We start from the raw sequence: 23,107 nt of genomic DNA, 5'->3' as shown, positions 1-23,107 counted from the left end.
AATTTTGTATGTAAAGTAATGAATTTTGTAGACAATATATGTTTTCACGAATCTGTTCGGGGCCATTATATGCCGCAACTGCCACGTTCCGGGCCGGAGAATTGAGTTGTGCCGCGATGATACGGATAGAGTTCGGGCGGCAGGCATTTCGGCGGCAGCCCGGTCGGCGGGGAACAAGTATAATGCTCACGTTGCCGATATAGTATGGCACGCGGGGGTTGCCGAGCCAGGTCAAAGGCGCTGGATTTAGGGTCCAGTCTTGAAGGAGTTCAAGGGTTCGAATCCCTTCCCCCGCATTACCTTCTTTGTTCAGACATCACATAGGCAAGCGTTGTCCCCGGATGTATGCTGGCCGCACCTCTCCTCACGTGCTCTCGCTCCTGCGCCGTTTGCACCTTACCCGAATCATCACTCTATCTTGCTGCGGCATCGTCCTTCGGTCGGACGTTCACTGCCTTTGCAGCCCACTCGTTCTTCTTCCGGTTAAATGATGGATCGGGTGGCGACCGTGGTGCACCCTGCACTGCTCCGCCGCACCGTTGTGCTTACGGGTCCCGTTACAGCGAGCAATATGGCCTTCGGGCCTGACCGTGTTCTAGTTCCGGTCCCGGCGCACTGCGCATAAACAGCGCATGGGCAGCAATATAGTTGCGCGTAAGATTTTCACGCCAGTTCATGCTTCCGGAGGAACTCGCGGACCTGCCTTGACTCGATCCAGCCCTGGTCGAGTTCCCGGACGTAGTTGTTGATCCGCTCGACCTGCTCGCGGATCTTCCCTGTAGCCATCCCTTCACCGAGCAGCTCGGTCATGCCGAGGATCACCTGGAGCGGCTGGCGGATATGGTCGCCGAGAATCGCGAACTGCTCGATGTTCCGCTCAATCTGCTCGAACGCCTGTTCCCGGAGGTGCTCGTTCTGTTTGCGCTCGGTGATGTCCCGGCCGACCACATGGACTCCGATCACCGATCGATCGCGAACGATCGGGGACTCATTCAATTCCAGAAACGCTACAGACCCGTCTTTCCTGCGGAACTCGATCTCGAGCCCCTCGACCGGCACGCCTGCGGCAATCTTCTTTCGCCCCTTCTCCCATTCGGGGAGGGACGACGGGACGACGTAGTCACGGCATTTGCAGGCGATGAGTTCGTCGGGGGTGTAACCGAGGATCCGCATCACGGCCGGGGAGATGTAGGCGATCCCCGTGTCATAGTAGCAGGTATAGATCATATCGAAACTCTGCTGCGCAATATCACGGAACTTCGATTCGCTCTTCTGAAGATCCTCTGCCGCCTGGACGCGCTCGATCGTCCTTCCCAGGCGTCGTGCAATGGTATCCACCAGCGACCGCTCATCGGCCAGGAACGGCCCTTCGTCCTCCTTCGGCATCTCGTGGAGGTAGCAGACCTCCACCATCCCGATCTGCTCTCCCTGGACGATGATCGGGGACACCTGTCGCCAGGGCGTCTCCCGGAACCCTTCCGTCGCAAACATACGGCCGCGCACCGTGATCCTGACAACGGTCTCCTCCGGGTACTGCCAGCCGGAGGGAAGCATCCGGACGGCGGTATCGAAGATCTCATCGAGCGAGGTCCCCGACTGCTCGGTGACCCGGGATACCGCGTACAGGGTCGAGAGTTCCTTCACCCGCTCGTTCAGGTCGTGTGTCAGACTCCGCAGGACATCCGCCGTCTGCTTTATATCGGTGATATCCCGCACAATCACTGCGATCCGGCTGACGCTCCCGCGTGCATCCCTGACCGGGTAGAGGACGGTGTCGTAGTGCCGCCCTTCCCAGGATCCTTCGAGCCGGAGGGGTCTACCAGATTCAGCGACCTCGTGCAGGCGGGCCGCGTGCAGTCCGGCTATATCCGGAGGAAGGATCTCGGATGCGTTCATGCCGATCAGGTCCTCCCGGCTCCGCGAGAACAGCCGGACCACCGCCTCGTTGGCGTCGATAAGCCGGCCTTCCGTATCCAGGAGGGCAATCATATCCGCCGGGGCGTTGAGGAGGGCACGGGCGGTCGCCTCGCTCTCCCGGCGTTCATCCTCGGCACGTTTCCGGTCGGTGACATCATAGAGCTGCTCGACGACGAACGCCACCTCTCCCTGTTCGTCGAGGATCGGGCTTGACCGGCACTCCAGGTAGCGCCCGAGTTCGGGCACGAACTTCTCGACGACCTCCTGCTTTCTGCTCGCGACCGCCCGGTCCGTCGCGCAGGCCTTGCAGACCTCGGTTCGCCCGATGAGGTCGTAGCACTTCCGCCCTTTCACCTCCTCCGGCGCCATCCCGAGCATCTCGTACCCGGCACGGTTGTAGCGCAGGATTGTGTGATCCGGCAGCTGGACGCCGACGATGTCGCCGAGACTCTCGAAGAGCCCCTCAAGCAGAGTGTTCGCCTCGGCCATCTGCCGTCTGGCCTGCTCCTCCCGGGTGACATCCCGCCAGGTGACGACGGCGCCGGAGATCGCCTCCCCGGTTTCGACGGGCGAGGCGGTTACGGCGATGTAAACTTCCCTGTCCGGGCAGCCGCGGAGGGCGAACCGGCAGGACTCGAGCCTCTCACCCCTGAGCGCCCGGCGTCCGGGAAGGTCCTCCGGCCCGACCGGTCTGCCGTCGGGATAGCAGATCGATACGTCCGTTTCCTGTGTTCCCAGGAGGGCCCGGACGACCCGGTTCTCGTCGTCCGGCCTCACCGCGATCACCCCGCCGTCGGCGCCGTAGACGATCCCCTGCCTGCCGATGGCGGCAAGGAGCGTCTCATGCTCCCGCTTTACCCGGGCGGCAAGATCCCGGTTCTCGGCGACCAGAGTCTCGATGCCTGCTTTGAGCCTCTCCTGCGACCGGCGATCGAGAGTGGAGGCGGCGTCCTGCACCAGTTCCAGGAGGCCGGCTGGCGGCTCGCTCTGCAGGTTATCCATACATCACCTCTCTTCCCGGTGTTGCTGCATCCGCATATCTTCGCTTGCTCCTGCGAGCATGCAACAGAGGAGGCGAGACGGGTCCTTCCGGTCCTGGAGTAGACGGAGCAGTCACTGCTTCGGTCTTCTCGCCGCCGACCATCGGGAGGGACGTAAGGCGGCACTCTCTCGGGTGGGTTCCGGCATTCGAGTCGAGCCTATCGGGCAGCCAGCGTTTCATGGACAGTTCTGCAGGCATGGTATGCGATGGTGAAATGACATCCGTGGGAACGGATAAAACCAATACAAGTATAATTCTGATCAGATAAAATTGGTTGGCACCCGGGTTGCCTTCCCAAAGGCAAGATGGGTTGCCGGATCCTGCAGCCCCGACAGACCCTCGAGCCCGAAGGTGATGCCGGCCCGCGCCGTCCGGCGCGACCGTAAGCGGGTGATCACAAAGTAGATAACCGATGCGGGTATGCTCACGGTGCGGCTGGAGATCCGCATCGGGCGCGTTAATGGACCTTCACAGAAACCATTTTCCCCCGGCATTTCCCGGCAAAAGACTATTGCCGACGACAAACGGCCAGTTTGCGCTCATAGCTCCTGACCTCGGGCTCATCTTCCTCTTCATTGCGGTGGTCTCCTGCACACCGTTCCTGGTCGGTTTCTGGTACGGTGAGATAGAGTTCCTCCTCCCGATGGCCTCGGCGCCGGCGGGGTTCGGTATCCTCGGGTTCCTGCTTGCCAGTATTCCGAAGGCTGAAGGGGAAGCCCGCCTCTCGGTCGCGCTCTCGGCGGTCGCTCTGATCTGGCTCGCCGTCGCCCTGATCGGTGCATTGCCGTACGCTCTCGGTCTCGGCACCTCCTATACCGACAGCGTCTTTGAGGCAATGTCGGGATGGACCGGCACGGGGTATTCCCTCCTCCCGTCGGTCGATACCACTCCAAGGATGATCCTCTTCTGGCGGTCGCTGACGCAGTGGATGGGCGGACTCGGGATCGTCGCGTTCACCGTCGCTCTCTCGGGCAGGTCGGGTCTGACCCGGTTCCGGCTCTACCGCTCGGAAGGACGATCAGAGACGTTCATGCCGAGCGTCGTCGCCACGGGCTTTGAGATGTGGCGGATCTACCTGGTGCTCACGGTTCTCGGGGTCGGACTCGTCCTTCTCTCGGGCATCCCCCTCTGGGACGCCGTCAACATCGTCATGACGGCGATATCGACCGGCGGGTTTGCAGTGCATACGGCCGGCATCCTCTACTACGAGAGCCCGCTCCTTGAGATGCTTGTCGTCCCGGTTATGATCGCCGGCGCCCTGCCGTTCAAGATCTACTTCCTCCTCTACTACAAAAAGAAGTTCGGGCTCCTCGCGGACCGGCAGGCGATCCTCCTCTTTGCGCTCATCCTGGCCGGGTGCGCCGTCGTCACCTCCGACCTCATACTCTTCTCATCCCTCAGCCCCGCCGAGGCCCTCCGGGAGGCCCTCTTCATGACCGTGAGCGGCATCACCTGCACCGGGTTTCAGAACGCAAACCCCGGAACCTGGTATGCCACGACCGTGATGGTCCTTACCGCGCTGATGCTCGTCGGCGGAGCGGCGGGGAGCACCGCCGGCGGCATCAAACTCAGCCGGGTTATCCTCAGCCTTGAGGTGCTCGGGTGGTGGCTCCGAAGGCTTTACTCCGGCTGGAGAACGATCACCCCGCTCCGGCACGACGGGCGGCCGATCCTCGACCACCTCCCGGAGTACGAGGTCTCAAAGAGCATGCTCGTCGTCGTGCTCTATCTCCTGATGGTCGCTGTCGCCACCCTTCTCCTGCTCCACCTTGCGCCGCAGGGAGGATTCGACTCCGCCGATGTCATCTTTGAGGTCGTCTCAGCGGCATCGAACGTCGGGATCACCACCGGGTTCGTGAACCCCGGGATCTCCCCGGTAGCGAAGTGGCTCTTCATCCTTGTCATGTGGGCGGGGAGGCTGGAGATCGTGCCCGTCATTGCCCTGGTGGCCGGGGCGGGACGGAGGCTGTAATCTGCAGGCATTAAGAGCCCTGCACCAATCCGGGACCGCCGCCACGCGTCGAACGCGTGACACATACAGAAGAGATTGATACTGAACCGGAGGTCCGGCCAGGAAAAAGAGGATATTAGGTTGGAAGGTTTAGTTCTTCTTTGCCTTCTCTGAAGCCTTATCCTGCTTCTTATCCTGGGACTTTTTATCCTTTGCCATAAATGACACACCTCCCTCCCGAGGTGGGATATATCTGATATCAACCAGTCCGGATATATATTTTATGCTCCCCCGGCCGGGTTCTTCAGAATTAAGGGGGAAATTACGCGTTTTTAGGACTCCCCGGCCGCGGATGGAGCGGGGATCGCACCGGGGGGCCGTTGCCGTGCGAGATCGGGAAAATCGGGTGCCGGCGCAGGGCACCTTACGCCCCGCGCCTGAGACTGGAGAGCATGTAGAGCGCAATCAGGGAGATTCCCCCGATCACCTCGACGCCTATCACGAGGGCCATGGCCGGGATCGACCCGGCAACCCGGAGACCGCCCGATACCGGTCCGAGGTCGATCGGCGTCCCCACGGGTGCCGAGGCCGGTTCGGCGAGCCAGTCCCAGAAGAGCGCGGTGCCGACCACAAGCATCACGACCGCCATGAGGATGAAGATGAGCAGCCCCAGGATCTCGGTCTTCCGGATTGGTCTTCCCGCAACCTGTATCGATGGCGCCTTTGCACCCGGGGTGAAGAACGGCAGGGCAACCCCGACCAGAATCGCCATACCTCCGAGAAGCAGTCCACCGGGTGCCGGAGTGCCGTGCATCGCATAAAAGGCGACAACCAGGGCGAAGACGGTTCCAATGGCTGCGGAGACCAGCCTGCTCTCATGCATACCTCTCACCCTCCCTCTCTCGTCCCGGGGAGGCGGCTATGGTCCTCGAACCGACCCCGACAGGAAAGCTCCATGCTACGCCGGTATCTTTGGCCGGTTGACGGGGAATCACGGAATCACCCGGTACATACGGTGTCTCTCCCTTTATCATCGTAGAATCGTTGACGTGCCGATGCCGGAGCAGGGGGTGCAATTCTACATGATTGACCATGATAATACTATGGTGCAAAGGATATATTTAATGGTATGCACCCTGCCCTCCGATGCACCGGGAGGGTCAGATATCCGGGAAACCGGGTACGCGCCCGGGGTTTTCCCCGCTCATGCCGACGTGAGGGATCTCTCCTGCAAAGAATTCCTGCTTTCGGGAGAATTTTGCAGAATGAATCTCATATGCACCAAGATATTTATCCGTTTCCCCCCAACGAATATGAGAATGCCTCGTCTTTACCTCGGAAAGATCCTGCTTCGCTGGTGCGACGCCTGCCATGCTCCCGTGCTCGCCGGGGTCTGCGCCTGCGGCGCCCCGACCCGCCCGGTAGCCGTGACGCCGCCGGGAGACGCCCGGCCTGCGTTCCCCGACGACGTCGAGCGGGTCAACCGCATATTCTCCGAACATTTCGGAGCACCGCTGATACCGGAAGGCCATGTCGCACTCTTAAACAAGGTCCCCTCCGAGGACCGCATGGACGAGATCGTCCTCGGCGGCGCGGTCGTGGGAGCGATCCGCTACCTCCCCGAGGAGCGCCGCTGGGAGCCCCTCCCGCGGCCTGCCGCCGCGGCCTACCTGCGGCCGACGAGACACTACGTCGTCATCGACGACGGTGCGATCCCGTCCATCCGTGACGGGGGGGCAAGCGTCCTCGCGCCGGGGCTCGTCTCGATCGACTCCGCCGTCCGCGAGGGCGACGAGGTCTTCATCCTGACGAAGGCCGGTGAGTGCATCGGGGTCGGGAGGGCAAAGGTCGACGCCGCCACCGCCGCGACGATGGAGCGGGGGCTTGTCGTCCGGACCCGTAAGAACATCCAGTCGGTCTGTGTGCCGGGCGAGGCGACGTGGGATGATGCTGTCCGGGCAAACGAGCATGTCCTCGCTGAGTACGAGGCCGCAAGCGTCCGGTTCGTCCGGGAGGTCGCGGAACAGAACCTCAAGCAGCCCACGGTCTCCTATTCGGGAGGAAAAGACAGCCTCGCAACCCTGCTCGTCGTCTTAAAAGCCCTCGGCCCGGTCCCGCTCCTCTTTGCCGACACGGGGCTTGAGTTCCCTGAGACCTGCGAGAACGTGGACGCAGTGGCAGAGCGCTACAAACTTACCGTCCACCGGATCTCCGATGAAGAGACCTTCTGGGAGGAGTTTGAGAAGAACGGCCCGCCGGCCGTCGACAACCGCTGGTGCTGCAGGGTCTGCAAACTCCACCCCGTCGGCCGCCTGATCAGCGAGAACTGGGGTGAGTGCCTCTCGTTCATCGGCCAGCGGAAGTACGAGTCGGTAAAGCGGATGCAGAGCAGGCGAGTCTGGCGGAACGCCCATGTTCCGCAACAGATCTCGGCGGCCCCCATCCAGCAGTGGACGGCGATGCACGTCTGGCTCTACATCTTCCGTGAGAAGGCGCCCTACAACCGCCTCTACGAGCGGGGGCTCGACCGTATCGGGTGTTTCATGTGCCCCTCAAGCGACCTTGCGACGTTTGAGATCATCAGGAACTCCTGCCCGGACCTCTGGGAGATGTGGACCGGGAGACTTGCCGGGTGGCGGGAGAAGCAGGGCCTCTCCCCTGACTGGATCGAACGAGGATTGTGGCGAAAACAGGGAGATGCGGATGAAGAAGAGGATAGTTATAATTGATTACGGTCTTGGGAACCTGCGGAGCGTGCTGCGGGGCCTTGAGAAGGCAGGAGCGGCGGCGACGATCACGGCCGATCCGGAGGTGATCGCGGCGGCCGACGGTATCGTCCTCCCCGGTGTGGGGGCGTTCCGCGAGGGGATGGAGATGCTCGGCGGCCTGAAGCAGACCGTCCTTACCGCCTCGGCCGATACCCCGCTCCTCGGGATCTGCCTCGGGATGCAGATGCTCATGGACAGGAGCGAGGAGCACGGCATCCACCAGGGGCTCGGCCTCGTGCCGGGGGACGTGAAGCGGTTCGCCCCGGCCACCGGGGAGAAGGTCCCCCACATGGGCTGGAACACCATCAGGATCGAGCAGGAGACACCGCTCTTTGACGGGCTCCGCGAGGAGGAGTACGTCTACTTCGTCCACTCCTACTACGCGGCCGCCGCACCGGAGCATACCCTCACGAGCACCGCCTACATCCATCCCTTCGCATCCGCGGTCAATAACGGGCTCACCTACGGTGTCCAGTTCCACCCCGAGAAGAGTGGTGCGGTCGGTCTTACGATTCTTGAGAACTTTATCGAGCGGGTCTGCTGACCGGAGACCTCCTGAACGCGACCAGCCGAAGGCCTTCGCGCCGGGAGCGTGAGAAGAACAAAATTCTTCGAGCGAGGGGGGCCTAGCTCCCGGTTTCTTAGTCCTTTGGGGCGGTGCGTTTTTTGAGGGAGTGGTGCAGCGAACGGGGGGGCCAAGGTTTGATAATCTTAGGTTTGCTGTGGAGATCGCATCGCTAACACGGCTTTCAGGTGGCTATCGCCATTTGGGGAGGGGCTGACGGGGAGGAGGGATACTCCCCCCTCCCCTGTCCCCACCCCCCTCACGGCGATACCCCCACAAAATCCGTACACGGACATGTAGCCAAACGAGATTCAAGCACCGCCAGACGGCAGTTGCGCACCGTCGAAGTGTCCAAAAAAGAAAATAGGGGGAACCCCGCTCAGTTCCCGTTGTTGCTCTTCTGTAGTTCCTGGTCCCGCAGGACGTTCCTCTGGATCTTACCGGAGATGGTCTTTGGGAGTTCCTGGACGAACTCGATTGCTCTGGGATACTTATACGGGGCGGTGGTGTTCCGGACGTGGGCCTGGAGTTCCTTGACCAGCGACTCGGATGGCTGGTAGCCGGGTTTCAGGACGATAAAGGCCTTGACGACCATCCCCCGGATGAGGTCAGGCGACCCGACGACCGCTGCCTCCTGGACGGCCGGGTGCTCCATGAGCGCGCTCTCGACCTCGAACGGCCCGATCCGGTACCCGGACGACTTGATGACGTCGTCGCTCCTCCCGATGAACCAGAAGTAGCCGTCCTCGTCCATGCATGCCTTGTCGCCGGTGTAGTAGAACCCGTTCTGGAACGACTCGCGGTTCGCCTCGGGGTTGTCCAGGTACTCCACAAAGAGCCCGACCGGCCGGGGATCGAGTTTGACGGCGATCCGCCCTTCTTCGCCGACGCCGACCGGGTTGCCGTCATCGTCGTGGAGCTCGATATGCCAGCCGGGGACGGGTTTTCCCATGGAGCCGGGCTTGTGCTTCATGCAGGGGAACGTGGCGATGCAGCAGACGGTCTCCGTCTGGCCGTAACCCTCGTAGATGGGCTGGCCGGTGCCGTCCTCCCAGACGCGGATCACCTCGGGATTGAGCGGCTCCCCGGCACTGCAGCAGTGCCGGAGGTAGCGGAAGTCGAACTTGTCGAGGTCGGCGAGGATCAGCATCCGGTAGACCGTCGGCGGTGCGCAGAACGTGGTCACCTCGTACTCCTCGATCAGCGGGAGGAGCTCGGTCGCACCGAACTTCCCCCGGATGTCGTAGACGAAGATGCAGGCTCCGGCGATCCACTGGCCGAAGATCTTGCCCCAGGCGCACTTCGCCCACCCGGTATCCGAGAAAGTCAGGTGGAGGTCGTTTGCCGTGATGTCCTGCCAGAGCGAGGCGGTGATGATATGCCCGAGCGGGTAACTCTGGTTGTGGAGCACCATCTTGGCCTCCCCCGTGGTGCCGGAGGTGAAGTAGATCAGCATCGGGTCGGTCGCTTTCGTCTTCTTCGCGACCGGCATGCTGACCGTGTGGTGCGATACCGGTGCAGGGTACTCGAGCTCGTGCGGGTAACTCGCCCATCCCTCCCGCTCTCCATCCGCGAGGAAGAGGGTGTCGAGGAGCGGGCAGGAGTTCGCGACCTCGTCGACCTTCCCGGCGTTCTCACTGTTGGTGATGATCATCCGGAACTTTCCGGCCTGCACACGGTATTTGATATCCTTCGGGGTCAGCATCGTCGGGCAGGGGCAGAAGACAGCCCCGAGCTTGATGAGCGCGATGACAAAGATCCACCATTCCGGGATCCTCGGGAGCATCAGCATCACCCGGTCGCCCTTCTTGATGCCGTATTTGAGGAGGATGTTCGCGGCGCCGTTCGAGAGGTATCTGAGGTCCCGGAAGGAGTACTTCCGCTCATTTCCCTCCTGGTCCACCCAGATCATGGCAAGTTTGTTCCGGTCGGTCTCGGCCCACCGGTCGATCACGTCGTAGCCGAAGTTAAAGTGCTCGGGGACGTCGATCTTGAAGTTGGCGCAGGCGGCCTCGTAATCGGTCATGTTCGGCCCCAGAACACTTCCCGGCGGTGCCCCCACGGGGACCGCGGTCTGCACGCCGTTCCCGGATGCACCATCAAGATGGGTCATGCAGAGTTCGTTGAGCCATTCTGACCGCGACATCCCGCGGAATTCGCGCATCCTGTCGATCGCCTTCACGAGGTTGTCGTCCATCGTGACCGAATATCGCACCATGTATACACATTTGTGGTGCAGAATATCATCTTTTTGATTTGATGTGCATCACATCCCCGTGAATCGTGATCGGTCTGGTGCATTCGGCCCCTGCACGAGCCGGGAGATGGTCCGGCCGGGCGGAGGAGCGCACCGGCAACTCACCACCACGTTCAAATAGGGATGGTGCAGATCCGGGCCGCATATGGCAGAACAGACTATCCTCATTACGGGTTCGACGGACGGCATCGGGAAGGCGACCGCACGCACCCTGGCCGAGCAGGGTCATCGCGTGCTGCTCCACGGCAGGAACCAGGATAAGGGCCAAAGAGTCCTCGCGGAACTGGAGGAGGCCACCGGCTCGGACCGACTGAGCCTCTTCATCGCGGACCTCTCGGTCCAGGAACAGGTCCGGGGTCTTGCGAAAGAGGTCACCGGGGCGTACGATCGGCTTGACGTCCTCATCAACAACGCCGGGATCTTCCAGCCGGAGCGGGAGGTCGCGCCCGGCGGGGTTGAGATGACATTTGCCGTGAACTTCCTCGCGCAGATCCTGCTCACCCACGAACTCCTCCCCCTCCTCACCGGGAGCCCGTCGGCGAGGGTCGTGAACGTCGCGTCGATCGCCCACCGGAGCGTGCGATCGGTCGACTGGGAGAACCTCCCCGGGTTCCCGGACTACGATCCCTACGACGCATACGCCACATCGAAGGTCGGGGTCATCGCTTTCACCGCCCGGTTAGCCCGGACTCTCGAAGGGACGGGAGTGACGGCGAACTGCCTCCACCCGGGGGTGATCGACACGAAGCTCCTCCGGGCCTATACCCACGGCCGGGACGGCGGCGCCCCGCCGGAGCAGGGAGCAGAGGTGGAGGCGCATCTTGCCCTCTCCCCGGATGCCGGAGAGGTGAACGGCAGGTACTTCGAGGAGACCCGGTGGACCCGGCCGTCGTCCCTCACCCTCGATCCCGGAATTCAGGAGCGGTTCTGGGAGATGGGGCTCGACCTTGTCGGGATAGAGCGGTGGTGACGCGAAAGCATGATAACGGATGAAGGAGAGCGGTAACCCGCCCGGGTATCCGGGCAATCGAGCACCTGGAGGGAGAACCACATGAAACGCAAACTGAAAGGCGACGAGAAAGAGGAGACGAAGGAATACTGGTGCGAGATCTGCGGCGCGGCCTGCGACGAGATCACCGAAGAGAACTACCCCGACCTGGAGAAGGCCCGGACGCTCTGTCCCGACTGCAAGAAATCCTACGAAGAGTCCTGCAGGCTGCGGTGACCGGGAGTGGCGGGCTACCCCTGCATCCGGAACCGGGGTTGTGCCGGAGGGGCAGCACGCTATGAGCCGGGAGGGAGTTGTGCGGCCAGGATCCCCCGGTCAAGTTAGACAGAGTTGTATCTCTCATGACACCGACGACACCTGCAGGTGGGCATAAGACATTGCCATCAACCCTGGCGGAGGGCGACGGCATCCTCATCGTCGACGCCGACCTGACGATCGTGCAGGCCAACCTGCCAATGCAGAGCCTTCTACGTATGACGCCGGAGGAACTTCGCGGAGCAGACGCCTCCCGGGTGGTGCAACGGCATCTTGCGCCGCTGCTGCCGGAGGATGGGGCACCCGGGCAGATTGTTGCCCTCCTGGAGGACGGTCCGTGCCCGCCGCTCACCCTCGATCTCCTCATCCCGGGGCCCGGCGTCCGGCGGGTATCCGTCACGGCGAGCACGGTTGAGACAGCCACTCTCGCCCTCCGGCTCCTCGTCTTCCACGACACCGGCGAGGGGTATGCTGACCCTGCCCGGAGCACCCACGGGGAGTCCTCCATGGCCATCTTTGCCCAGGACCGTGACCTCCGTTACCTCCGCGTCTGCAATCCGGAAGGGCCCGCCCTCCTTCCGGATTTCGCTCCCGGCAAGACAGATGCTGATATCTTCTGCCCGGAGGAAGCCGCACGGCTGACCGGACTCAAACGCCGCGTCCTCGAGACCGGGAAGATCATGAAGGGGGAACTGCCCCTCACCGTCAACGGGGCCGTCCGCACCCTCGAACTGACGCTTATGCCGATGCGGGACAGCGATGGAGGGATATACGGCATCTGGGGGGTCCTGCTCGATGTCACCGACCGACGGCGGGCGATCGAGGCGCTCGCAACGAGTGAACGGCAGCTCGCAACCCTGATGAGCAACCTCCGGGGTATGGCCTATCGATGCTGGATAGACCGCGGCTGGACGATGGAGTTCGTCAGCGAGGGGGCGAAGAGGATCACCGGTTACGCCCCGGGGGACCTCGTCGGCAACCGCCGGGTCGCTTATGGCGACCTCATCCACCCCGACGACCGGGAGCGGGTCTGGCAGAAGGTCACCGCCGGGATCGCGGTGGGCAAGCCATTCCAGATGACCTACCGGCTCATCACCGCGTCCGGCGAGGAGAGATGGGTCTGGGAGCAGGGACGGGGGGTTCCCGGTCCCCGGGGCGGGGTCGCGGTGGCCGAGGGCTACATCACCGATATCACCGACCGTGTCAGAGCCGAAGCTGCCCTTGCAGAGAGCGAGGAGCGATTCCGGAGCATCTTCTCCACGAGCCACGCGGTCATGCTGATCATCGATCCCAAGACCGGCGCCATCGTCGACGCGAACCCTGCGGCGAGCGCCTACTACGGTTACCCGCTCGATACCCTCACCGCGATGCGGATCACCGATATCAACACCCTCGAACCGGATGAGGTGCTCCGCGAGATCCGAAAGGCCACGGACGGCGGGGAACGGCACTTCTCGTTCCGGCACCGGCTGGCGGACGGTCAGGTCCGCGACGTGGATGTCTTCAGCGGCCGGGTGGTCATTCACGACCGGGCGCTTCTGCATTCCATCATCCACGACGTCACCGAACGCCGGCGGGCCGAGGAGCAGTTCCGGGCGCTCCTGGACGCCACGCCAGACGCGGCCCTGCTCATCGACCACGGCGGGACCATCCTTGCCCTGAACGAGGTTATGGCGGCACGGTTCAACAAAAGCGTTGGCGAACTCCTCGGGGCGTGCATATACGATCTCCTCCCCCCGGAACTGGCAGCGGTCCGGCGGGACGCGGTCGAACAGGTCCTCACCACGGGTAAGCCTCTTCAGTGTGTCGATGAACGTGTGGGAATGGTCCTTGAGAACATCGTCTTCCCGATCTCCGGCGGGCGGGAGGATACCCGCCGGGTGGCGATCATATCCCGCGATGTCACCCGGCAGCGAGAGTTCGAGCAGATCCGGCAGGAGGCGTTCGACCGCATCGAACAGAATATCGAACAGTTCGCGATCCTCAGCGACCACATCCGCCAGCCGCTCCAGGTGATCCTCGGGATGACGTGCCTGCTCGAGGACGAGAAGGGGACCGGAGTGATCCAGGAGGAGGTCCGGCGGATCAACGAGTACATCCGGCAGCTCGATCAGGGCTGGATCGAGTCAAGGAAGATCCGGAAGTTCCTCCGGCGGCACGAACTGGTGTAGGACGACGTTTCGGGCTGGCGGTCGCGGAGATGTGCCTCGACGTCCAGGGCTGTGATGAGGAACCCGTGCGCCCCTGATTGGTCGAGCATCACGGCGGTCTCTTCATCATTCACACGCAGACGTCACTACAGCGTATCAGCCCCCCGGCATACGACTCGATGAGGGCCCGCTCTGCAAGACAGTCCAGCCACGCCTGCGGTATCGCGGACGCCCCGTAATACGCCCCGGCAAGCTGCCCGTAGATCGCCGCGGTGGTATCGGCGTCCTCCCCGAGGTTCACCGCGAGAAGGCATCCTTCTTCAAACGTGCTGCTCCTGCTGAACGCCCAGAGCGCCGCCTCAAGCGAGGCAACGGCGTAGCCCCGCCCCCGAATCTCGGGCGGTTCTTTGTGGAGGTAGGACCCCGCCGCGACCGCATCAACCTCGCCGGCGAGCGGGTGCTCCTCCCAGTAGCCCGGGAGCGGGGAGTAGCGTTCCGAAAGCAGCACCTCTCTCGGCGCACCGGCAAGGGCTCCGACGATCAGCCCCCCGAAGAACCGGCAGGCATCGACGACCACCCGGAGTGCGTGCGTCGTCCGCGAACTCTCCCCGGAGATCTCGATTGCCCGGGCGGGATCGGCGGCGTAGAACATCGGGACCGGGCAGAGCCGCATCAGGGACCCGTTGCCCGCCGATCGCTCGTCGGTCAGCCCCGGGAAGGGCTCCCGGGAGAGCATGAACCGCTCGAGCGCACTCCTGGTCGTCGTCCCGATATCAAAGCAGGTCCCCGTGCTCGAGAGGTGTCCCTCCCTGTACCAGCGCACGTAGCGCTCCAGCTGATCGACGGGGTCAAACCCCTTCTTCTCGATCAGGCTCTCGGCGAGGCAGAGGGCGAGGGACGTGTCGTCGGTCCACTCTCCGGGCTTGAGGTTATGGTATCCGCCGCCGACCATCCCGGTGACGGGCGCAAACGTCCCGGGCGGCCGGAACTCGACTGGTGTCCCGAGCGCGTCGCCGGCGGCGAGGCCGAGCAGGCAGCCGCGGTAGCGCTCGATCCTTTCCATGGTGTTCTTTCAGGCAGCCTTCGGCGAAGACAGTTCCGGTTTGTGCCGATCCAAATAACAACCCTCATCCCTCCTCCATCACCAATCTCTCACCAGGAGAGATTGCCGGATGTCCCCCGCCGTTTTATACCGCCAGTTGCCCGGAGAGGGTCTCGATGCGTTCGTCACAAAGTTTCAGAAAGCCGCTGCCTGCGACCCGTTCGGTACCCTCCTCATCGTCCCGACCTCCCACCTCGCCCGGTGGGTCGTCCGCCGTCTCGGCGAGGGGAGTGTCGCCATCGTCGGCGACACGATCACGACCCTCCAGGGGTTCGCCAGGAAGGTCTTTGACGATTATGCGGTTTCGGAGACGCTGATCTCCGGGACAGAGTCCCGGCTCATCCTCACCCGGCTGCTTGCCGCCGGCCGGTACCCGCTCCTTGACGGTCCCGGGACCGTCGAGGAACTTGCGACGCTCTTTTCCGTCCTCATTATGCGGAAGGTCAACTACCCGGCCGCCCTCGGCGACCTTGCAAGCGAAAAAAGCGCCGAGATCGCCCATCTCCTCGATACCTACCTCCGGTTCCTCGACGGGCATGGTCTTGTCGACGAGAGCACGCTCGTTGCCCGGGCAGTCCGGCTGCTCGCCGACGCGGGCGGGGGGTTCCGGACGGTCTATGTTTACGGGCTCTTCGAGCCGATGCCGCTTGAGCGGGACCTGCTCCTTGCCCTGCGGGATGGGGCGGAAGAGTTCCACTACTCGATGCCGTATGCCCCGAACCCTGCGGTCTTCTCGGACGACGGTGAATGGCTGCACCCGGATACGGTCATCTCCGGGGGTGCGGCAGACGACCGTCCTTCACGGCTTGCCGGGCTTTTCGCCCATCGGGAGCCCGTGGACTGCGGGGAGTTCATCCGCATCGCAGAACGGCGGGACCGGCTCGACGAGGTCCGGGCGATCGCCCAGGAGATCCACGACCTGTTTGTCGCCGGAGTCCGGCCGGACGAGATCGCGGTCGCGTTCCCCGACCCCGATACGGCGGCGCCCTATGTGGAGGAGGTCTTTCCCGACTTCGGGATCCCGTATGTTGCATCCGTCGGCCGGCCGCTCTCCGCATCGCCGCTCGTCCAGACACTTCTCTCGGCCCTCACCGTCCCGGCCCGCGGCTACCGACGGGAGGACGTCGTCGCCCTCACGACCTCTCCGTACCTGTTGAACGTCGGGGGCTGCGAGATTGATATCCTCTCCCGTGATGCCCGGATCACCGCCGGGGCGGCTGCCTGGGACGAGCGGTTCACGGCGCTCGCCCGCACCCTCGAAGAGGAGAGGGCAAGGCCGGATACGCCGGAAGCCGCGAGAGCCCGGCTGATAGCAAAGATCGCCGCCGTCGAGGCGACGCGGGACAGGGTCAGGGAGGTCATTGCTGATCTCTCGGCGCTCGAGGGAACCAGAACGATCCGGGAGCACCTCGCGGCCTACCGCTTGCTTCTTGACACGTGGCAGGCCCCGGCAATACCGACGGAAGGCGATCCCGAACTTCTCGAGGACGAGGCCCGTGACCTCCGGGGGTTTACGGAGACCCTCGCAGCTCTCGACCGCCTCGCCCCGCTGCTCCCGGATGAGAGGATGCCGCTTGCGGAGTTCTCCTCCCTTCTCGCGCTCCTCCTCACCGGGACCAGGACCGGACGGCGACGGCAGGCTAACGCCGTCCGGGTGGTCGGCATCCGTAAGATTGCACACCTCGCTGTCCCCTACCTCTTCATCGGCGGCCTCATCGAGGGCGCGATGCCCCGGCTCACCACCCGTCTCCCGTTCACCACCGATGCCGAGACCCGGCGCCTTCCGACGCGATCGAAAGAGGAGATTCTCAGAGAGGAGCGCTACCATTTCGTCGCGGCCCTCCTTGCCGGCCGGAGACGGCTCTACCTGAGTTACCCCACGGCCGACGGTGCGGCACCACTGGTCCGTTCCGGGTTCGTCGACGCCGTCCAGGGGACCTTCTCCCCGGCTGTGTGGGGGAGCGAAGACTTTTCGGCCTCGAAGGTCGCTTCCGCCCGGCGGGCCGGCGCCCTCCTCGCCTGCGGTGAAGTGCCGGCCGGGATGCCGCCGGGACTCACGGTCCGCGAGGCCATCCACCGGCTCAACATCGAGAACTACCACCGGAAGGGCGGCTACAACTCCCCGTATGACAGCATGCTCGACGGCGACCCGGCAATCGCTGCGGCGCTCGCAGAACAGTTCGGCGAAGGGGCCGTCTTCTCCCCGACGGCGCTCGAGACCTACGCTGACTGCCCGTTCCGGTTCTACCTGGAACGGGTCCTCGGGCTTGCGCCGCTCCCCGAGCCCGATCCCGACCTGACGGCACAGGAGCGGGGGGCTCTCGTCCACAGGATCGCCTACCGGTTCTACGCCGCCTGGAAGGGCGACGGCAACGGCCCGGTCACCGAGGCGTGCTACCCGGACGCCCTCCGGCGGATCCTCGACGGCGGCCGGGAGGAGGCAGACCGGTTCGGCTTCGAGAGCCCGGCATGGGTCGCGGATAAGGAGCACCTCCTCGGGTCGCCCGCGGCGGGCAGGGGCCTCCTTGAGCGGTTCCTCCGGCATGAGGCGGAGAACGCGGCTTCCCGCTTCGTCCCGCAGGCCTTCGAGGTCTCGTTCGGCCTCCCGGTGGTGCCAGGGGAGGTCGACCCCGTCTCGATACCCGACGCGGTCGCGATTCCGCTCGGTGACGGGATCCTGCGCCTGCGGGGCAGGGTCGACCGGGTCGACGTCATGCCTGACGGGCGGTTCATGATCACCGATTACAAGACAGGCACCTCTCACCACAAACTCAAGGATATTGTGGCGGGGAGAGCGCTCCAGCTCCCTCTCTATCTCAGGGCGGTCGAGACCCTGACCGGGATGGAGGGCGTTGGAGGTACCTACTACACCCTCCGGCGCGGGGAGGTCCGGAACCAGCCGGTCTTCTGGGACTCGGGGCTAAAGGACTGCTTCGCCTGCTTCCCGGGTTCGCAGAGAAACAGCGTCGAGGACGTCCAGGATCTGGTCAGGATCACTCTCTCCCGGGTGCAGGACTACCTCGCCGGGATACGCAGTGGATGCTTCCCGCCCCGGTCGGATGCAGGCCCCTGCCCGGCCTACTGCGGCTATAAGACAATCTGCCGGTTCGACGCCTTACGGCTGCTTGCCGCGGCCGAGGGGGTGATGCCCGATGGGACTGACTGAACGCCAGCGACAGGCAGCGCTCGACCACTCGGTGAGCAAATGTGTCACGGCAGGGGCGGGGACGGGAAAGACGCACGTCCTTGTGCAGAAGTACCTCAACCTGCTCGAGGCCCGCGTCGATGTCGGGAAGATCCTCGCTCTGACCTTCACCGAGAAGGCGGCCGGCGAGATGAAGGTACGGGTCCGCCAGGCTATCGCGGAGAAGGAGGGCGAACGGTGGGACACGATCCGCGACGAGTTCTTGTGGGCGAAGATATCGACCTTCCACTCCTTCTGCGCCTCCGTCCTCCGCGAGTTTCCCATTGAGGCCAATGTAGGACCGGCCTTCGCCGTCCTCGACGAACAGGAGGCATTCCGGCTCAGGGAGGAGGTGATAGAGAACCTCATCCACGGCAACCCGCCCGCAACGTGCCGGGACGCGGTGATCGGCGCCCTCCGGGCGGTCGGGCCTTACGAACTCAAGACCTATCTCGAACGGTTGTACTCGCGCCGGGAGGCTGCGGAGGCGTTCTTTGCCGCTCTCAAAGAGAACGAGGAAGAAGTGCTCGACGCCTGGCGGACGGCCGTGGAGCAGCACCGGGCGGAAGCCCTTGTGGCCTTCCTCAACCGTGCCGCCCCCTCGCTTGAGACGCTCCAGGACCTTGCCGCCCGCTACCCCGGAGAGCGTGACCCGGCAGGGGCCTACCTCCGCGCGATCGAGCCCTGCCTTGCCGGAACGGTCGCCGCGATTGCCGAGGTCCACAAAGACCCGCGATTCCGGGCGAACATGGGACGGAAGGCGAACTGGGTTGGGGACGACCTTGAGCGCCTCCGGGCGGCCTACCGGAACCTCGATGGGTGCATCAAAGACCGCGCCGGAGCCTGTACGCTCGCCATCGACCCGGCGGACCCCTTCACCCGGGCGACGCTCGACTTCCTCCGCGACCTGGGGGCGGTCTTCAGGGCCTTCCTGGAAGCGGTGGAGGCGGAGAAGAGGCGGCGAAATGCCCTCGACTTCGACGACCTGGTGAATCGGACCCATCGACTCTTCCGTGACCGCGAGGATATCCTCACGGCGCACTTCCGGGACCGATTCCGCTTCGTCCTTGTCGATGAGTTCCAGGACACCGATCCCGTCCAGATCGCCATCCTCCGCGCCGTCCTCGGCGACCCCGACCGGGATCCCGCGAATCTCTTTGTCGTCGGCGACCCGAAACAGTCCATCTACCTCTTCCGGGAGGCCGACGTGACGCAGTTTTCGTATACCCGCGACCTGATCGAGCAGGATCTCGGCGGGGAAACGATCGCGCTCGACGTCAACTTCCGCAGCACGCCCGAGATCGTCGGGTTCACGAACGCCATCTTCGGCGCACTGATGGCGGAGCCCGAATACCCGTGGGAGTTTCTGTATGAGCCGCTATCCGCGAACCGGCGCGATGATACCGGCTCGGTCGAACTCCTCCTCTGCCCGAGGATCAAAGAGCGGGCAGCTGGCCGCCGGGCGGAAGCGGAGATGGCGGCAAGAAAGATCCGCGCCGTCGTCGAGCGGGGGGAGAAGCGGGTTTATGAGAATGGAGAATCCCGGCCGGCCGGGTACGGCGACGTCGCCATCCTCCTCGAACGGCGGACGAACCTCGCCTACTACGAGTGGGCGCTCGAGCGCTACGGCGTCCCCTACCACGTCCACGCGGGCCTCGGGTTTTACGAGCGCCAGGAGGTCTACGACATCTACAACATCCTCCGGTTCCTCGTAAACGAACTGGACGATGCGGCGCTCTACGGCCTCTTGCGGTCACCCTATTTCGGGTTCTCCGACACCCGGCTTTACCATATCGCGCGGGCGCCGGGGACTTCCCTCTGGGAGCGGCTGCAGACCGCGGCGGAACCTGCGGCGGCAACCCTCAATGGCTGGCTCTCACTCTCCCGCAGGCTCCCGCCCGCCCGTCTCCTCCGCCGGATCGTCGATGAGTCAGGCATCTTCGTCGTCTTCGGCGGGATGGCCGGGGGCGAGCAGGCCGCGGCAAACATCGAGAAACTGATCGCCATCGCGAGGGAGGCCGATGGGCCCGGGCTCCCGGACTTTGTCACGGAACTCGGGCGCTCTATCGACGACGCGCAGCGGGAGGGGGACGCCCACCTCGAGATCGCATCTGCCGACGCCGTCTCGATCATGACGGTCCACGCCGCAAAGGGCCTCGAGTTCCCGATCATCGTCCTCCCCGACCTCGGAGAGACGCCGCGGTCTGATGGGAGCACGATCATGGTAGAGGACGGGCTGCTGCTCGGGGTCTCGATCCCGAACCAGGCAAACGATCACAAACGCGAGGAGACGCCCATCCTCCAGATCCTCAAGGACAACCACCGGCAGAAGGAGGAGGCGGAGCGCAAACGCCTCTTCTACGTCGCAGTCACCCGGGCAAAAGACCACCTCCTCCTCTGCGGGGAGATGCCGGCCGCCGTCCCGAAGACCCTCGCGGACGGGAAGACCCGGATGGCCTGGCTCGCGCTCTGCCTCGGCCTCTCCGAGGAGGCCTGCACCCGGGGCGAGACCGTGCTCGCCCTCCCTGATGGCAGGGCGCTCTCCATCCCGATCACCCTGGACCCCGCGGCGATTCCCGTCGACATGCAGGAGACCGCCCCGGTCTACCTCCCGTTGCCGGACGATGTCACCGTGGCGGCTGTTCCGGCGCGCGCTCTCCCGACCGCCGATGAGGAGTGCGTCTACTCGGCAAGCGAGGTCGAGGAGTACCTCTGCGGCACGGGTGAGGTACGGCCGACAGGGTTCGCCGCCGGCGAGGACACCCTGATCCGCGGCCTCGTCGTCCACGAGGTCTTCCGCGGCCGGGACCCTGCCGCGGTGCTACGGCGCTACGGCATGGATCCCGGCCGGGCAGGGGAGTACCGGGTGCTCTACGACCAGTTCCTTGCATCACCCCTGATGCAGGACGTCGTCAGCGACCACCGCGAGGTGCCGTTTTTGGCGCGGGTGAATGGGTTTACGTTCCAGGGAGCCATCGACCGGCTGATACAGCGGCCGGACGGCGTCTGGGTGCTCATCGACTACAAGACCGGGGCTGGTGGGAGCGTCGACGAGTATGCGGTCCAGATGACGATCTACCGTCACGCGGCCAGGCAGATCCTCGGCGAGCCGGTCGTTCCCTACCTCTACTTCGTCGATGCCGATAGCTGGGTGGAGGTCGACGTGGACGAAGAGCGGGTCTTTGCCGAGATCGCCCGTGCGGTCAAGAGAATTGAAGAAGGGAAGATCTGACGGCCGGGGTGGCCTCCGGTTTCCCGGACTCTCCGCTCAGTCGTAAAACCCCATCGCCAGGTAATCGTCGTCCGAGAGTTCGTCCCAGAGTTCGAGGACGACCGAACCGTCGTCCAGGACGTCGCCGGGGATCACCCAGTCGGAATCGAATTCCCTGATTTCTTCAACCCTCTCCGGGGTTCTCACGAGCACTTTCATGGTGGTGTCACCGTTCTATCGGTTGATACGGCTGACCGCTCCGCCCCTCATCCCGGGCAGGGCAGGCAAGTTCGCAGGCACGGCAGTGATCGATCCGTCCTCTCCCTGAAGTTTTATCGGCGTTCATCCGCGCCAGGCACCGCTCCCGGCTGTACCTGCCGGTGCTGAATGCGTCCATCGGGCAGGCATGGATGCAGCAGCCTTCACAGCCGGCACAGGGAAGGGTTTGCTCCGGGAGCGCCGGCTCGAGGCATTCCAGATCCACCCAGACCGCCCGGAACCGAACCCTCGGCCCGTAGCCCGGGACGAGGACGAGGTTGTTCTTTCCGATCCGCCCGACGCCCGCCAGAGAGGCTGCATCTTTGAGATAGATCCCGCCGTCCTCGAGCTGGTAGGGGACGACCCGGGCCCTGACCCCGTAGGTCTCATGCAGCCAGCGCCCGAGTACTCTCCCGATGTCTCTGAGAATCCGGTCCCCGGGCGTCCCCCGGCCCGCTTCCCAGAGATCGAGTTCGGGGTGCGCCGGGTCGTGGTAGAGACCGAGGATGATGTAGGTCCCCCGGTCCGTCTGCGATCCCCGGTAGCCGTCCGCGACTGCGGAAGGACAGGCGATGAGCCTCTTCGCAGGAACCGCACCCGCCACATCCGCCCCGAGTTCACGCGCTCTCCGGAGAGCCGCACTGATGATCTCCCTGTCGTCGGGCATTGGAGAGGGTATGGGGGCGAGGGGTGAAGAATGAACCGGTCATTCGCCGTTTTAAATTCGGGATATCGTTTCATCGCTGACGGGGCCGTGAACCCATTCTGATCAGCACCAGGGATGCAGACCGCCTGCGCACTACCGGGATCAGGGTCACGAAGCCGTGAGTGAGCGGCGCCACGCTGCCGGATGCACCTTGAGGTCCGGGGAACCGGGGAGGATTACAACCCCAGGTCGGAGAGGCCCGGATGATCGTCGGGGCGCCGTCCCGGCGGCCAGTGATACTTCCGCTCCCCCTCGGCGATCGGCAGGTCATTGATGCTGGCATAGCGGCGGCGCATCAGCCCATGCTCATCGAACTCCCAGTTCTCGTTTCCATAGGAGCGGAACCAGTTCCCTGAATCATCGTGCCACTCGTATGCGAACCGAACGGCGATACGGGCCTCGTGAAACGCCCAGACCTCCTTGATCAGGCGGTAGTCAAGCTCCTTCGCCCACTTCCGCTGCAGGAACCTGACAATCTCCTCGCGACCGTTCACAAACTCCGCTCTGTTGCGCCAGACGCTGTCAGGGCTGTACGCAAGCGAAACCCTCTCCGGATCACGGGAGTTCCAGGCGTCCTCGGCCATGCGAACTTTCTGTACCGCAGTCTCGTACGTGAACGGCGGTAACGGGGGTCGACTCTGCTCGGTCATACGCGTATCGATTCCCGCGGAGGTGATAAGAGTATGGTCGGACGGCATCAGCGCACCTCTCGTGCGGGCGATCGAACAGGGG

16 protein-coding genes and 1 tRNA gene are annotated in these 23,107 nt (G+C 64.0%); 9 read left to right on the top strand and 8 right to left on the bottom strand.

The genetic code is table 11. The annotated features are described in order from the left end of the window. Nucleotides 1–211: 211 nt before the first annotated feature. Nucleotides 212–296: transfer RNA gene (locus QZ650_RS07590), tRNA-Leu, on the top strand. 367 nt (nt 297–663) lie between these two features. On the opposite strand, the gene QZ650_RS07585 is transcribed toward QZ650_RS07590, so the two are convergent. After that, entirely contained in the window at nt 664–2,919 is a 2,256-nt protein-coding gene (locus QZ650_RS07585; RefSeq protein ID WP_292521352.1) for a PAS domain S-box protein, read from the bottom strand. 551 nt (nt 2,920–3,470) lie between these two features. On the opposite strand from QZ650_RS07585, the gene QZ650_RS07580 reads away from it, so the two are divergent. Next, entirely contained in the window at nt 3,471–4,931 is a 1,461-nt protein-coding gene (locus tag QZ650_RS07580) for a TrkH family potassium uptake protein (RefSeq protein ID WP_366830532.1), read from the top strand. 403 nt (nt 4,932–5,334) lie between these two features. Here the strand turns inward: QZ650_RS07580 and QZ650_RS07575 are convergent, their stop codons facing one another. Further along, nucleotides 5,335–5,793 (bottom strand): hypothetical protein, encoded by a 459-nt coding sequence (locus tag QZ650_RS07575; RefSeq protein ID WP_292521349.1) that lies wholly within the window; start codon nt 5,791–5,793, stop codon nt 5,335–5,337. Nucleotides 5,794–6,229: 436 nt separating this feature from the next. On the opposite strand from QZ650_RS07575, the gene QZ650_RS07570 reads away from it, so the two are divergent. Both QZ650_RS07570 and hisH read left to right on the top strand, forming a co-directional pair. After that, the gene (locus QZ650_RS07570; RefSeq protein WP_292521348.1) at nt 6,230–7,639 is read left to right on the top strand and encodes a phosphoadenosine phosphosulfate reductase family protein; all 1,410 of its coding nucleotides are present in this window, start codon (nt 6,230–6,232) and stop codon (nt 7,637–7,639) included. Next, nucleotides 7,614–8,222, top strand: coding sequence for an imidazole glycerol phosphate synthase subunit HisH (hisH, locus tag QZ650_RS07565; RefSeq protein ID WP_292521345.1), 609 nt, complete (start codon nt 7,614–7,616; stop codon nt 8,220–8,222). Before QZ650_RS07570 ends, hisH begins: the two co-directional genes overlap by 26 nt. 400 nt (nt 8,223–8,622) lie before the next feature. On the opposite strand, the gene QZ650_RS07560 is transcribed toward hisH, so the two are convergent. After that, nucleotides 8,623–10,461 carry an AMP-binding protein gene (locus QZ650_RS07560; protein WP_292521343.1) on the bottom strand — a complete coding sequence of 613 codons (1,839 nt, stop codon included), beginning with the start codon at nt 10,459–10,461 and terminating at the stop codon, nt 8,623–8,625. Between the two features lie 184 nt (nt 10,462–10,645). Here QZ650_RS07560 and QZ650_RS07555 point away from each other — a divergent pair, with 184 nt between their 5' ends. From QZ650_RS07555 to QZ650_RS07545, 3 genes are all read left to right on the top strand, one after another. Beyond that, nucleotides 10,646–11,470, top strand: a complete 825-nt coding sequence (locus QZ650_RS07555; RefSeq protein ID WP_292521341.1) for an SDR family NAD(P)-dependent oxidoreductase — start codon at nt 10,646–10,648, stop codon at nt 11,468–11,470. 81 nt (nt 11,471–11,551) lie between these two features. Then, nucleotides 11,552–11,725, top strand: coding sequence for a hypothetical protein (locus tag QZ650_RS07550; RefSeq protein ID WP_292521339.1), 174 nt, complete (start codon nt 11,552–11,554; stop codon nt 11,723–11,725). A 161-nt stretch (nt 11,726–11,886) separates the two neighbouring features. After that, nucleotides 11,887–13,935 carry a PAS domain S-box protein gene (locus QZ650_RS07545; RefSeq protein ID WP_292521337.1) on the top strand — a complete coding sequence of 683 codons (2,049 nt, stop codon included), beginning with the start codon at nt 11,887–11,889 and terminating at the stop codon, nt 13,933–13,935. On the opposite strand, the gene QZ650_RS07540 is transcribed toward QZ650_RS07545, so the two are convergent. Together QZ650_RS07540 and QZ650_RS07535 are read right to left on the bottom strand one after the other, a co-directional pair. After that, entirely contained in the window at nt 13,875–14,048 is a 174-nt protein-coding gene (locus QZ650_RS07540; protein ID WP_292521335.1) for a hypothetical protein, read from the bottom strand. The two genes, QZ650_RS07545 and QZ650_RS07540, sit on opposite strands and share 61 nt — an antisense overlap. Then, nucleotides 14,045–14,977 (bottom strand): ADP-ribosylglycohydrolase family protein, encoded by a 933-nt coding sequence (locus tag QZ650_RS07535; protein ID WP_292521333.1) that lies wholly within the window; start codon nt 14,975–14,977, stop codon nt 14,045–14,047. The genes QZ650_RS07540 and QZ650_RS07535 overlap by 4 nt, the downstream gene beginning before the upstream one ends. A 136-nt stretch (nt 14,978–15,113) precedes the next feature. Here QZ650_RS07535 and QZ650_RS07530 point away from each other — a divergent pair, with 136 nt between their 5' ends. Beyond that, nucleotides 15,114–18,182 carry a PD-(D/E)XK nuclease family protein gene (locus QZ650_RS07530; protein ID WP_292521330.1) on the top strand — a complete coding sequence of 1,023 codons (3,069 nt, stop codon included), beginning with the start codon at nt 15,114–15,116 and terminating at the stop codon, nt 18,180–18,182. Then, on the top strand, nt 18,169–21,432 hold the full coding sequence (locus QZ650_RS07525; protein WP_292521328.1) for an exodeoxyribonuclease V subunit beta: 3,264 nt from the start codon (nt 18,169–18,171) through the stop codon (nt 21,430–21,432). Before QZ650_RS07530 ends, QZ650_RS07525 begins: the two co-directional genes overlap by 14 nt. Nucleotides 21,433–21,468: 36 nt before the next feature. Here the strand turns inward: QZ650_RS07525 and QZ650_RS07520 are convergent, their stop codons facing one another. From QZ650_RS07520 to QZ650_RS07510, 3 genes are all read right to left on the bottom strand, one after another. After that, the gene (locus tag QZ650_RS07520; RefSeq protein WP_292521326.1) at nt 21,469–21,630 is read right to left on the bottom strand and encodes a hypothetical protein; all 162 of its coding nucleotides are present in this window, start codon (nt 21,628–21,630) and stop codon (nt 21,469–21,471) included. Nucleotides 21,631–21,637: 7 nt separating this feature from the next. Continuing rightward, the gene (locus QZ650_RS07515) at nt 21,638–22,336 is read right to left on the bottom strand and encodes a hypothetical protein (RefSeq protein WP_292521325.1); all 699 of its coding nucleotides are present in this window, start codon (nt 22,334–22,336) and stop codon (nt 21,638–21,640) included. A 215-nt stretch (nt 22,337–22,551) separates the two neighbouring features. Continuing rightward, entirely contained in the window at nt 22,552–23,025 is a 474-nt protein-coding gene (locus QZ650_RS07510; RefSeq protein WP_292521323.1) for a nuclear transport factor 2 family protein, read from the bottom strand. Nucleotides 23,026–23,107 lie beyond the last annotated feature (82 nt).

The sequence above is a fragment of the Methanoculleus sp. genome, from assembly GCF_020696975.1.
Lineage (GTDB): Archaea > Halobacteriota > Methanomicrobia > Methanomicrobiales > Methanoculleaceae > Methanoculleus.
This window is presented reverse-complemented; position numbering and strand designations above follow the sequence as displayed.

Coding starts and splice junctions, on each gene's coding strand:
- QZ650_RS07585 (WP_292521352.1), bottom strand. CDS start 2,919: ATGGATAACCTGCAGAGCGAGCCGCCAGCCGGCCTCCTGGAACTGGTG.
- QZ650_RS07575 (WP_292521349.1), bottom strand. CDS start 5,793: ATGCATGAGAGCAGGCTGGTCTCCGCAGCCATTGGAACCGTCTTCGCC.
- QZ650_RS07570 (WP_292521348.1), top strand. CDS start 6,230: ATGCCTCGTCTTTACCTCGGAAAGATCCTGCTTCGCTGGTGCGACGCC.
- hisH (WP_292521345.1), top strand. CDS start 7,614: ATGAAGAAGAGGATAGTTATAATTGATTACGGTCTTGGGAACCTGCGG.
- QZ650_RS07560 (WP_292521343.1), bottom strand. CDS start 10,461: ATGGTGCGATATTCGGTCACGATGGACGACAACCTCGTGAAGGCGATC.
- QZ650_RS07555 (WP_292521341.1), top strand. CDS start 10,646: ATGGCAGAACAGACTATCCTCATTACGGGTTCGACGGACGGCATCGGG.
- QZ650_RS07550 (WP_292521339.1), top strand. CDS start 11,552: ATGAAACGCAAACTGAAAGGCGACGAGAAAGAGGAGACGAAGGAATAC.
- QZ650_RS07535 (WP_292521333.1), bottom strand. CDS start 14,977: ATGGAAAGGATCGAGCGCTACCGCGGCTGCCTGCTCGGCCTCGCCGCC.
- QZ650_RS07525 (WP_292521328.1), top strand. CDS start 18,169: ATGGGACTGACTGAACGCCAGCGACAGGCAGCGCTCGACCACTCGGTG.
- QZ650_RS07520 (WP_292521326.1), bottom strand. CDS start 21,630: ATGAAAGTGCTCGTGAGAACCCCGGAGAGGGTTGAAGAAATCAGGGAA.
- QZ650_RS07515 (WP_292521325.1), bottom strand. CDS start 22,336: ATGCCCGACGACAGGGAGATCATCAGTGCGGCTCTCCGGAGAGCGCGT.
- QZ650_RS07510 (WP_292521323.1), bottom strand. CDS start 23,025: ATGACCGAGCAGAGTCGACCCCCGTTACCGCCGTTCACGTACGAGACT.